The organism is Actinoplanes sp. NPDC048967 (assembly GCF_040649415.1).
GTDB lineage: Bacteria > Actinomycetota > Actinomycetes > Mycobacteriales > Micromonosporaceae > Actinoplanes.
Genome location: NZ_JBEZFL010000007.1, coordinates 88,082 through 100,046, shown reverse-complemented (window position 1 = coordinate 100,046; position 11,965 = coordinate 88,082). Strand labels below are relative to the sequence as shown.

The window sequence follows — 11,965 nt, the reverse complement described above, 5'->3', positions numbered from 1 at the left end:
CGACCCTCCCCGGGACATGCGGAAGCGGTGGGCGGAGAGTCGCGACGCTAGGTTGCCATTAGAAGTCGTGGAGAAGGAAGCACCGCGGGGAGCCGCCCACCGCTGTGCCTGATCATAGGGAGCCGGAGCTCGCGGCTCACCTCATTAACGGGACGCCTGCTCGGCCAGCGGCAGGCTGACCAGGAACCTGGTGTCACCGGGCTGCGACCGCAGGACGATGTCGCCGCCGTGCCCGTTGACCACGATCCGGTACGAGATGTCCAGGCCCAGACCGGTGCCCTCACCGACCGCCTTCGTGGTGAAGAACGGCTCGAAGACCCGCTTGCGCAGCTCCTCGGGCACACCCGGCCCGGTGTCGCCGATCGACACGACGACGTGGTCGTCCTCACGGTACGTGCGGATCGTCAGCGTGCCGGCGCCGTGCATGGCCTGCACCGCGTTGTCGATGATGTTGGTCCAGACCTGGTTGAGCTCGGCCGGGTGCGCGGGCACCTGGGGCAGGCTGCGGTCGTAGTCCTTGACCACCTTGACGCCGTCGCCGATCTTGTGGCCGAGCATGACCAGGGTGCTGTCCAGCCCGGTGTGCACGTCGATCCACTGGTGCGCGGCCCGGTCCAGCTGGGAGTACTGCTTGGCCGAGGCCACCAGGGAGGAGACCCGGCCGGTCGCGTCCTCGATGTCGCTCATCAGCTGCTCGGTCTCCAGCGCGTACCCGATCCAGTGGATCGCCTGGTCGAGCAGGCCCGGCTCGACGACCTTGGCCTTGATCAGCTCGAGGCACTCGATGTCGAGGCCGCCCTGGGCGAACACCGGCGCCAGGTCCCAGCCGCCGGTGACCTGGTGCTCCTCCATCCAGTCGCCGAGCTCGTCCTCGCGGTCGGCGGCCTGCATGGCGGTCAGCGTGGGGGCCTTGGCGGCCCGCTCGATGACGTCCTCCTGGAGCTCCACCAGCGCGTCCAGCCGCTCCGGGGCGACCTTGCCGGCGGCGAGCATGCCCAGCTTGTGCCGCATGCCGGCGACCCGCTGACGCAGCGCGCCGGTGGCCCGGGACGCCGCCGCGGCGGGGTTGTTCAGCTCGTGCATCAGGCCCGCGGAGAGCGCGCCGAGGGCGACCAGGCGCTGCCGTTCGGAGATCGCCGCCTGGGTGCTGCGCATGCCCAGGGTGAGGCCCTCCAACAGGTGGATCGCCATCGGGAACCACTCGCGCATCATCCAGCCGAAGTCGGCGGCGCTGAGCACGAAGAAGGCGGAGTCGTCGAGCGCCCGCATGGACGCCATGTACTTACGCTCGAGGCCCTCGTCCCGGATGTACGCCTGGGTGGCCCCCATGTACACGCCGCGCTGCTCCGTACGGGTGGTCTGCACGTCGTCCTGCCCGACCCGGCGGGTGAGCGCGATGGTGCCGCTGAGCAGCACGAAGAACTCTTCGGCGGGCGCGCCCTCCTCGATGACCAGCTGGCCGGCGTCGACGTGCCGGACGCTGCCGTGCCCGGCGATCCAGCTCAGCTGCTCATCGGTCAGCTTCTCGAACAGAAACAGGGTCCTCAGCTCGGCCGGGGTGAGCCTGTCGCTCTCAACGGGCGCGGACATCTACTGTGCCTCCAGGTAACGATGGACCAGTGTGACGGCCATCGCGCCCTCGCCGACCGCCGAGGCCACCCGTTTCACCGAGTTGGCCCGGACGTCGCCGGCGGCGAAGATGCCGGGAACACTGCACTCCAGGTAGAACGGATCCCGGTCCCGATCCCATCCCGCCGGACGGGTGCCATTTGTGAGCAGATCCGGGCCCGTGTAGACGAAGCCCTTCTCGTCGCGGGCGACGGCGCCGCCCAGCCAGTCCGTGCGCGGCTCGGCGCCGATGAAGACGAACAGGTAGCCGCATTCGACGCTGGTCACCGTGTTGTTCTTGCTGTCACAGATGGTGATCGCCTGCAGGTGCCCGTTGCCCTGGGCGCCGACCACCTCGCACCGGGTCCGGACGCGCACGTTGTCGATCTTGTTGAGCTGCTGGATCAGGTAGTACGACATCGACGCCTCGAGGGAGTCACCGCGCACGAGCAGGGTGACGCTGCGGGCGTACCGGGCGAAGAAGAGCGCCGCCTGACCGGCGGAATTCGCCCCGCCGATGATGTAGACATCGCTGCCCGCGCAGGACGGCCCCTCGGTCGCGGCGGAGCCGTAGTAGACGCCGGAGCCGGTCAGCTCGGCGACGCCCTCGGCGGCCAGCGGCCGGTAGGCGACGCCCGTGGCCAGCACGATCGAGTGCGCGGAGATCTCCCCGCCGTCGGCGAAGTGCAGCGTGCGGGCCGAGCCGTCGGTGCGCAGCCCGACCACCTCGCGGGTGTTGAGCACCTCGGCGGAGAACTTGCCGGCCTGCCGGCGGGCCCGGTCGGTGAGCTGCGCGCCGGAGATGCCGTCGGGGAAACCGAGGTAGTTCTCGATGCGGGAGCTCTGCCCCGCCTGCCCGCCGACCGCCTGCCGCTCCACCAGCAGCGTCTTGAGACCCTCGGAGGCGCCGTAGACGGCCGCGCCGAGCCCGGCCGGCCCGCCGCCCACGATGATCAGGTCGTAGAAGTCACGCTCCGGCGCCGTCGACAGCCCGACCGCCTCGGCCACCTCCGAGTTGCTGGGCTGCGCCATCGCCCGGCCGTCCGCGGTCACCACCAGCGGGATCGACTCGGGGCCGACCCCGGCGGCCTCCAGCAGGCGGCGGCCCTCCGGGTCGTCCGCGGCGAGCCACTTGTACGGCACCAGGTTGCGCGCCAGAAAGTCCCGGACCTGGTACGACGGCTCGCTCCACCGGTGCCCGACCACCCGGATGTCCTCGACCTCGCGGTCGCCGGTGGCCTGCCAGGCGTCCAGCAGCGCGTCGAGGACCGGGTAGAGCTTCTCCTCCGGCGGATCCCAGGGCTTGAGCAGGTAGTGGTCGACGTCGACCACGTTGATCGCCTGGATCGCCGCGTCGGTGTCCGCGTACGCGGTCAGCAGGGCGCGCCGGGCGTTCGGGAACAGGTCCATCGCCTGCTCGAGGAACTCGATGCCGTTCATCTGCGGCATCCGGTAGTCGGCCAGGATCACGGCTACCCGGCCGCCGCGGAGCTTGATCTCCTTGAGCGCCTCGAGGGCCTCGGCGGCGGAGGCGGCGCGGATGATCCGGTACGCCTCGCCGTAGCGGCGGCGCAGGTCCCGGGCGATCGCCCGGGACACCGAGGCATCGTCGTCGACGGTCAGGATGGCGGGGTGGCCCATGCTTCAGTCCTCAGGGATGCGTGAACGAGGGGGCGTCCGCGACCTCGAAGGCCACGTTGTCCTGGTAGCACCACCACCAGTTCTCACCCGGCTCGTACGACTGCACGATCGGGTTGCCGGTGGCGTGGAAGTGGGCGGTGGCGTGCTTGCCGGGCGACGAGTCGCAGCAGCCGACGTGCCCGCAGGTCATGCAGACCCGCAGGTGCACCCAGCGGCCGCCCTCGGCGAGGCACTCGACGCAACCGTCACCGGACGGCTGGACGTCCTGGACCTGGTCGAGGTGGCTACAGACAGGCTTGGTCATCCGGGATTTCCTCTCGCGGCGAGCAGATCGTTGTACTCGGGGTGCCGTTCCACGTAACCGGCGACGTAGGGGCAGGTCACCACGACCGGCGTGGACCGGCCACGGGCGTCCTCCAGCGCGGCCGAGGCCAGCCGGCCGGCCAGCCCCCGGCCCTCGAAGGCCTGGTCGATCTCGGTGTGGGCGAGCTCGACCTGCCCGCTGTGACGGCGGTAGTGCAGGACCCCGGCCAGCTCCCCGCCGAGCAGGATCTCGTAGCGAGACTGCTCGAAGCTGTCCACGACGGTCGCGTCGGTGGCGTCACCGGAGCCGACCTGGGCGCTGCCCTCGACCCGCAGTTTGCGCCGGGCCCGCTCGTAGAACGAGGTCTGGCCGAAGCGGATGACCTGCGCGGCGCCGGGCACCGGGATGATGGCGAGCTGCTGGCCGGCCTCGGCGTAGCCCTGGATGATGCCATCGACCTCGATGGCCAGCCGGCCGCTGGTCGCCAGCACGTCGAGCTGGAGCTGCTCGTCCGGGGAGAGCACCAGCGAGCGGTTGAACGAGGAGTGCGCGGCGGCCGCGGAGACCAGCAGGCCCTCGACGTTGGGCGAGACGATCGGGCCACCCGCCGAGAAGCTGTACGCGGTCGAGCCGGTCGGTGTGGCGACGATCACGGCGTCGGCCGCGTACCGGACGAAGTTGCTGCCCTCGACGTTGATGCCGACGTGGGCCAGGCCGTCACCGGGCACCCGGACCAGCGCGATGTCGTTGAAGGCGGAGACTTCCTCGCCGTCGGGCAGCACCGTGCGCACGGCCGTCCGGGACTCGATGGTGAACCGGTGCTCGTCGATCGAGGACAGGGCGCCCGGCAGGTCCGGCAGATCGACCTCGGCGAGGAAGCCCAGCCGGCCCACGTTGACCCCGAGAACGGGCGTCTTGCGCCCCTCGACCAGGCGCATCGTGCGCAGCATGGTGCCGTCGCCGCCCAGGCTGACCAGCAGTCCGGCGCGCTCGACCATCTCCTCGGCGTCGACCGCGACGGCGTCGCAGTCGATCCGGTTGATCTCGTCGTGCAGGCCGAGCACGGTGACGTCCCGCGACGTGGCCCAGCTGACGATGGCGTCGATGGCGGCACCGCAGTCCCGCCGCGGGTGCAGGACGAGCCCGACCACCTTGATCATGCCCACGACTTGTACCCCACGATCATCCAGCCACCCCCGGTCGCACGCGTGTCAGCGTTCAGCCTTGCACGTCCGACCGGGAAACCGCGAGGACCGTCAGCTGGTGAGTGCCACAGCCACCGGGGTGAGCACGCTCGTGCGGTCGCGCTGGCCGTCCTCGCCGGAGACCAGGGGGGCCGACTCGTAGGTGGTGAGGGTGCGCAGCAGCCCGGGCGGCGCGTAGCCCCGCCCGGGGTCGCCGAGCAGCACGGTCGCGCCCCGCTGCATCGCACGCCCGACGAAGGGCAGCATCACGGCGGCGACCTCGGCGGTGTAGAGGCAGTCCCCGGCCAGGATCACCTCGAAGTCGGCACCGTCACCGTCGGTCAGATCGTCGGCCACGGTGGCGATCTGCACGCCGTTGGCGTTGGCGTTCGCCTGGATCGCGGCGATGGCGTAGCCGTCCGTGTCGTTGGCCGTCACCTCGGCGGCACCGGCGAGCGCGGCGGCGATGGCGACCAGGCCGGAGCCGGACGCGAGGTCGAGGACGCGGCGGCCGGCGACGACCTCCGGGTTGTCCAGGACGTACCGGGCCAGGGCCTGACCGCCCGGCCACGGGGTGGCCCAGTACGGCGCGGGCAGCGGGCCGCCGTCCTCGGCCTCGAGCCGGGCCCAGAGCAGTACGGAGTCCTCGGCGAGGAAGAGGTGGACCTCCGGGACCATCGGCACAGGGCCCATCTTCAGGGCGTCCTGCTGCACCGTGCGCGGCGGGAATGAGGCGTTACGCAGCAGGCGTCGCTGCAGGGCGCTGTGGGTCGCGGCCGCGTACGGGGCTCCGGAGTACGTCTTCACAGAACTCGTTTCATAGCAGGAGTCGAGCCGGGGGGAAAACGACCGAGGGCCGTGCCTTCCGCTGCGATGCGGAAGGTACGGCCCTCGCCGACGTTCGTCAGATGGGACGGATGTTCGCCGCCTGCAGGCCCTTCTGGCCCTGCTCGATGTCGAACTCGACCCGCTGGTTCTCCTCGAGGGTGCGGTACCCGTCAGAGGCGATGGCGGAGAAGTGAGCGAACACGTCCGGCGCACCGCCGTCCTGGGTGATGAAGCCGAAGCCCTTGTCCGCGTTGAACCACTTCACTGTGCCGACAGCCATGCTGAACCCTTTCGAAACCACAGGGAGCACGCACCTCGCGAACTCCGTCGCCGCCCGTAGAGGATCAGGAAACCGGACTCATACGACAAAAGCCCGGTGGGTTCGGATACCCACCAGGCTCTGGCAAATATGAGAAATCGGAACGGCAACTTGACAAAGCTAGCACGTTCCGTCGCCGGACGGCGTCACGCGACGCGCTGACATCGATGGACAACGACCAGCGAAGTTTCTTGACACTTCGTTAACAAATCGACAGACTCCGATCCAGAGAGCGCTCTCCGTTCCCCGGAGTTCCCCCTGCTCAGCGGAAGGATCCCCCATGTCCCGTGCTGTCCGTTCCCTGGGCGTCGCCACCGCGGCGCTCACCGTGCTGGGCCTGTTACCGGCCACGAGCTTCGCCGCCGACACACCCGCGCCGGCCGCACCCACCGCGGCCGCCCGATTCGACATGGCCCCCGGCATGGTCGCCGCCATGCGCCGCGATCTGCGGCTGACCGACCACCAGATCGCGGCCCGGCTCGCCACCGAGGCCGGCGCCCCGGTGGTCGAGAAGCAGCTGCGCAGCCGGCTCGGCTCGAGCTTCGGCGGCGCCTGGATCCCCGCGGACGGCTCCCGGCTGACCGTGGCGGTCACCGACCCCGCGGCGGCGGACGCGGTCCGTGCGGCCGGCGCGACCCCCAAGGTCGTCGCCCACAGCGACGCCGACCTGGCCGCCTCCCGCCGCAAGCTCGACAAGAACGCGGCGAAGATCAAGAACACGGTGGTACGCGGCTGGTACGTCGACGTCGCGGCCAACCAGGTCGTGGTGACCGCGGCCCCGGGCCGGGCGGCTGCCGCCCGTGCCTTCGCCGAGAGCAGCGGAGCCGGGGCGGTCACCGTCGTCGAGTCGGCCGAGGCGCCCAAGCCGATGTACGACATCCGCGGCGGTGACCAGTACGTGATCAACGGCAACACGCTGTGCTCCGTGGGCTTCTCGGTCGCGGGCGGGTTCGTCACCGCCGGGCACTGCGGCGGCGTGAACAGCCCGACCCTGGGCAACAACAACGTCGCGCAGGGCACCTTCGCCGGCTCCTCCTTCCCCGGCAACGACTACGCCTGGGTCCGGACCAACGGCAACTGGACCCCGCAGCCGTGGGTCAACAACTACGCCGGCGGCAACGTGCTGGTGGCCGGCTCGCAGGACGCCGCGATCGGCAGCTCGGTCTGCCGCTCGGGCCGCACCACCGGCTGGCGTTGCGGCACGATCCTGGGCCGCAACGAGACCATCGTCTACTCCCAGGGCGCCGTGTCCGGGCTGTCCCGCAGCAACGCCTGCGCCGAGCCGGGCGACTCCGGTGGCTCGTGGATCTCCGGCAACCAGGCCCAGGGCGTGACCTCCGGCGGCAGCGGCAACTGCTCGTCCGGCGGCACCATGTGGTTCCAGCCGGTCAACGAGATCCTCGGCGTCTACGGCCTGTCGCTGACCACGAGCGGCGGCGGCAGCGGGGGCAACTCGCTGATCAGCAACCTGAACAGCAAGTGCATCGACGTGCCGAACGCCAACTTCGCCGACGGCGTGGGGCTGCAGATGTGGACCTGCAACAACACCGCGGCGCAGAAGTGGACCTTCGTCAACGGCACGCTGCAGACCTCCAACAACAAGTGCATGGACGTCGCCTGGGGCTCGACGGCCAACGGGGCGGTGATCCAGATCGTCACCTGCAGCGGCAACCCGGCCCAGCAGTTCGTTCTGTCGGCGGCCGGCGACCTGGTCAACCCGCAGGCCAACAAGTGCGTCGACATCGACGCCTGGAACGCCAACGACGGCGCCCGGCTCATCCTCTGGGACTGCACCGGCGGCGCGAACCAGAAGTGGCGTCGCGCATAGCGAATAACTGTTATCGCCCGCCGATCGCGCTGTCCGCGATCGGCGGGCGACTCTTTGTGTGCGGCTTCCGTTAGAAAAACTTTAATGACGATCTTAATTAACGGATCCGCAGTTAGGAGTCCTAATAATTAGGCGCATCCCCGCACATCCCCCTCCGGAGGCAGTCCCCCATGCGCCGCAAACGAACACTCATCCTCTCCGTGGCCGCCGTGCTCGCGGCCGCGGGGACGACCTGGATCGCCCTGCCGGCGTCCGCCGCCGCGTCGACCGCGGCCTTCACCAAGACGTCCGACTGGGGCTCCGGCTGGCAGGGCGACGTCACCATCACCAACGGCGGCTCGTCGGCGATGACCTCCTGGAAGGTCGAGTTCGACCTGCCCGCCGGCGCCACGATCGGCAGCTTCTGGGACGCCGAGATGGTCGCCGCCGGCAGCCACCGGACCTTCACCAACCGGGCCTGGAACGGCACCGTCGCGGCCGGCGCCAAGGTCTCCTTCGGCATGGTCGGCGCGGGCGGCGCGCCGCTGAACTGCCTGCTCAACGGCCAGCCCTGCGGCGGCGGACCGACCGCCCCCACGGTCGCGCCGACCACGAGGAACCCCACCGTGGCGCCGACCACCCGGCCGCCGACGACCGCACCGACCACCCGGCCGCCGGCCACGGCCCCGACCACGGCCCCGACCGGCAACCCGGCACCGCCGCCGGCCTCGAACCTGCTGCCGGTCACGGTCACCAACAACACCGGCCGCTCCGACGCGGTGTACCTCTACCTGCTCGGCGTCAACTTGAGCACCGGCAAGCTCGGCTACGTCAACGGCGCCGGCACGTTCACCAACTGGACCGGCGGCCAGCCGACCCCGGTCCCGGCCCCCGACGTGTCGATCCCCGGACCGGCCAACGGCGCCAGCACCACCATCAAGATGCCGAAGAACCTCTCCGGCCGGCTCTACATGTCCTTCGGCAAGAAGCTCGACTTCCGCCTCAGCACCGACGGCCTCGTCCAGCCCGCACCGTGGGCCGGCGCCGACCCGAACAAGGACATCCTGTTCGACTGGAGCGAGTTCACGCTCAACGACTCCGGCCTGTGGCTCAACAGCTCACAGGTGGACATGTTCGCCGTGCCGCACATCGTCTCGGTGCAGGGCGGTAACGGGGCGACCAGCAAGACCGGCGAGCTCAAGGCCGGCGGGCGGCAGCGGGTCATCGACCGGGTCAAGGCCCAGCCGGGGTTCGAGAAGACCGTCTACACCCGGGCCGACGGGACCGTGCTGCGGGTGCTCGCCCCGGGCAAGGCGGCTGACGGCGGACAGTTCAGTGCGACGTACCTGGACCCGTACATCACGTCGGCGTGGAACGCGTACGCCGGCCGGACGCTGACCGTGGTGCCGTTCGGCGACCGCCCGGACACCAAGTTCCTCGGGCGTACCTCCGGCAACGTCATGAACTTCACCGACACCACCGGCCGGACGGTGGCCTCCTTCACCAAGCCCTCGACGGCCAACGTGTGGGGCTGCGACGGGGCCCTGGGCGCGCCGAACGACCAGGTCGTCGGGCCGATCGCCCGGACGCTGTGCGCGGCGCTGCACCGCAGCACGCTGGGCACGCTGGACACCCAGCCGAGCGGGAGCGCGGCGGACTTCTACAAGGGCACGCTGACCAACCACTACTCGCGGATCATCCACGAGCAGATGGTGGACGGTAAGGCGTACGGCTTCGCCTTCGACGACGTGCAGAACCAGGAGTCGCTGGTGCACGACGGCGACCCGCGGCAGGCCGGCATCGTGCTGACGCCGTTCTGATCCCTTCGATAGTCGGCACCGGGCCCGGCGCGTCAACCGAATTACCATTCTTCGGTAGGCGCGCCGGCCCTTTTTCCGCAATTTCTTTTGACTGTGACGGGCGGCACCAAATTGCCGCCCGGGGAATCACCACCGGAAGCCCGAACTTGTCATACCTGTGTCGGACGCTGGACAGCGACCGACCGGACGACGAGATGGGATCCACTTTCATGACCCAGGCGCCCGAACGCCTCGCAGCACCGCCGACGGCGCAGACGCCCGGGGAGCTCATGTCCCCGCGCGAGCGGCTGCAGCTCGTGCTGGTGCTCGGCTTCCTCATCGCCCTCGGCCCGCTCACCATCGACATGTATCTGCCGTCGCTGCCGACGATCACCGACGACCTGCAGACCACCACCGCCGCGGTCCAGCTGACCCTCACCGGCACCCTGGCCGGTCTGGCCCTGGGCCAGCTGCTGATCGGCCCGGTCTCCGACGCCGTCGGGCGCCGCGCGCCGCTGCTGGCCGGTGTGGCCGTGCACATCCTGGCCTCGGTCCTCTGCGTCATCGCGCCCAACCTGGCGCTGCTCGGCACGCTGCGGGTCCTGCAGGGCCTGGGCGCCGCGGCGGCCGCGGTCGTCGCCATGGCGATCGTGCGTGACCTGTTCACCGGTCTGGCCGCCGCCAAGCTGCTCTCCCGCCTGATGCTGGTCATGGGCGCCGCGCCGATCCTGGCCCCGACACTGGGCGGCATCACCCTGAACTGGACGTCCTGGCGGGGCGTCTTCGTGGTGCTGGCCCTGTTCGGCATCGCGATGCTCACGGTGACCGCGCTGGCCCTGCCCGAGACGCTGCCCGCCGAGCGACGCCGCAACGGCGGCGTGGTGGGCACCCTGCGCGACTACGGCCGGCTCTTCGGCGACCGGGCCTACCTGGGGCTGATCCTGGTGGCCGGGCTCGCGATGGCGGCGCTGTTCGCGTACGTCTCCGGCTCCTCGTTCGTCTTCCAGGAGCAGTACGGCCTGAACGAGCAGGAGTTCGGCTACGTCTTCGGCGCGGGTGCGGTCGGCCTGATCACCGCCACCCAGCTCAACGTCCGGCTGCTGCGCCGCTGGACCCCGTCGCAGATCCTGATCAGCTCCCTGGCCGGCGGGGCGCTCGCCGGCCTGGTCCTGCTGCTCTTCGCGGCCACCGGCTTCGGCGGCCTGCCGGGCGTCCTGGTCCCGCTGTGGCTGGTCCTGGCCGCAGCCGGCCTGGCCCTGCCCAACGCCCCGGCGCTGGCCCTGTCCCGCCACGGCGAGGCCGCGGGCACGGCGGCGGCCCTGCTCGGCGCTGTCCAGTTCGGCGTGGGCGCCCTCGCCGCACCGCTGGTCGGGGTCCTGGGCACCGGCGCGGTCAGCATGGCCCTGGTGATCGCCGGCGGCATGCTCGCCGCGAACGTGGTGCTGCTGCTGGTGGTCCGCCCCTGGCAGCTCCCGGTCGAGGACGCGAACCCGGCGCTCGCCACCGCCCACTGACCGTCGTCCCACCAAGCTCGACGACGGGAGCCATCGGAGCTGTGCTGCTCCGATGGCTCCCGTGTTCGCGGACCATCAGCCGAGGTCGGTGCCCCAGGCGCTCTCGCCGCCGGGCTCGACGGCATAGGCCTCGGCGACCCCGCGGTCGAAAACGGCAACGAGGTTGCTGGGCCGATACTCGACCGCGCCGTTCCCGGTCTCGCCGAGCGCCACCGTCAGGCTGTGCCCGGCGCCGGTTTCGAGCCGGACCGACCACAGCAGCTTGCTGCCGTCCTCCGCCTCAGCCGTGGCTGTGCCCACACCCGTGACGGTCGCGCCGATCAGCACGCACCACGGCCGGCCATCGGAAACGTCGACCATCCGGTTCACCCGGGCCGCCGGGCTGGCGGCGGGATCACCGACCGCACTGAGGTGTTCGTCGTAGCCGTCGATCCGCCAGGCCAGCGCGAGCTCCCCCGCCGTGGTCGAGACCACGACGCCGTGATCGACGTCCACGACCCCGGCGAGCTCGTCGCCGGACGGTACGGCTCCCTCGGGCACCCAGAGCCGGACCCGCTCGATGCGGCCGCCGACCAGATCTCGCAGAACTTGACGCTCAGACTCACTCATTCGGCTATCCAGACCGCATCCGCCCGCGTGCGTCCCAGCAGAGTCGGCGCATTCGACGGCCTGGCCCCGTGCAGCCCGAGGCTGATGATGCTCCCGGGCCCTGTGAGGGGGCCGATTTGCACCGTGAAGAAGGAACCGTCAGCGGAAAGCGGACTGCTCAGCATCGTCATTCCCGCCGGCCCCGCGATCTCCGCGTCGGTGGAGTCCGCCCACTCGCGACCAGTCGCCGTGGCCTCGCCGAGAGAGATGATCAAAGCAAATGACCTCCACGTGAAGGCCGGCGCCCCGAGGGGGCGCCGGTCGCAGACACGTTATCCCTTTCGGCCGGCCTGCGAGACGAGTCATCGCCCGA

General features: G+C 70.6%; 10 protein-coding genes. 3 read left to right on the top strand and 7 right to left on the bottom strand.

Going from position 1 to position 11,965, the window contains the following annotated elements:
• Positions 1 to 144 precede the first annotated feature (144 nt).
• From AB0C12_RS28730 to AB0C12_RS28705, 6 genes are all read right to left on the bottom strand, one after another.
• Positions 145 to 1,590 (bottom strand): ATP-binding protein, encoded by a 1,446-nt coding sequence (locus tag AB0C12_RS28730; RefSeq protein WP_360552950.1) that lies wholly within the window; start codon positions 1,588 to 1,590, stop codon positions 145 to 147.
• Positions 1,591 to 3,249, bottom strand: coding sequence for an FAD-dependent oxidoreductase (locus AB0C12_RS28725; RefSeq protein ID WP_360552949.1), 1,659 nt, complete (start codon positions 3,247 to 3,249; stop codon positions 1,591 to 1,593). It abuts the gene before it with no gap.
• 10 nt (positions 3,250 to 3,259) lie between these two features.
• On the bottom strand, positions 3,260 to 3,553 hold the full coding sequence (locus AB0C12_RS28720) for a UBP-type zinc finger domain-containing protein (protein WP_360552948.1): 294 nt from the start codon (positions 3,551 to 3,553) through the stop codon (positions 3,260 to 3,262).
• Positions 3,550 to 4,713 (bottom strand): NAD(+)/NADH kinase, encoded by a 1,164-nt coding sequence (locus AB0C12_RS28715; RefSeq protein ID WP_360552947.1) that lies wholly within the window; start codon positions 4,711 to 4,713, stop codon positions 3,550 to 3,552. Before AB0C12_RS28715 ends, AB0C12_RS28720 begins: the two co-directional genes overlap by 4 nt.
• A gap of 96 nt (positions 4,714 to 4,809) precedes the next feature.
• Positions 4,810 to 5,544 (bottom strand): 50S ribosomal protein L11 methyltransferase, encoded by a 735-nt coding sequence (locus AB0C12_RS28710; RefSeq protein WP_360552946.1) that lies wholly within the window; start codon positions 5,542 to 5,544, stop codon positions 4,810 to 4,812.
• A 97-nt stretch (positions 5,545 to 5,641) separates the two neighbouring features.
• Complete coding sequence (locus AB0C12_RS28705) at positions 5,642 to 5,845, bottom strand: cold-shock protein (protein WP_023561244.1); 204 nt, start codon at positions 5,843 to 5,845, stop codon at positions 5,642 to 5,644.
• 319 nt (positions 5,846 to 6,164) lie between these two features.
• Between AB0C12_RS28705 and AB0C12_RS28700 the strand changes: the two genes are divergently transcribed.
• The 3 genes from AB0C12_RS28700 to AB0C12_RS28690 all read left to right on the top strand — a co-directional run bounded on the left by AB0C12_RS28700 (position 6,165) and on the right by AB0C12_RS28690 (position 11,004).
• On the top strand, positions 6,165 to 7,712 hold the full coding sequence (locus AB0C12_RS28700) for a ricin-type beta-trefoil lectin domain protein (protein WP_360552945.1): 1,548 nt from the start codon (positions 6,165 to 6,167) through the stop codon (positions 7,710 to 7,712).
• A 170-nt stretch (positions 7,713 to 7,882) separates the two neighbouring features.
• Positions 7,883 to 9,511 (top strand): beta-1,3-glucanase family protein, encoded by a 1,629-nt coding sequence (locus AB0C12_RS28695; RefSeq protein WP_360552944.1) that lies wholly within the window; start codon positions 7,883 to 7,885, stop codon positions 9,509 to 9,511.
• Positions 9,512 to 9,720: 209 nt separating this feature from the next.
• Positions 9,721 to 11,004, top strand: a complete 1,284-nt coding sequence (locus tag AB0C12_RS28690; RefSeq protein WP_360552943.1) for a multidrug effflux MFS transporter — start codon at positions 9,721 to 9,723, stop codon at positions 11,002 to 11,004.
• 75 nt (positions 11,005 to 11,079) lie between these two features.
• Here the strand turns inward: AB0C12_RS28690 and AB0C12_RS28685 are convergent, their stop codons facing one another.
• On the bottom strand, positions 11,080 to 11,613 hold the full coding sequence (locus AB0C12_RS28685) for a hypothetical protein (protein WP_360552942.1): 534 nt from the start codon (positions 11,611 to 11,613) through the stop codon (positions 11,080 to 11,082).
• Positions 11,614 to 11,965: the final 352 nt, after the last annotated feature.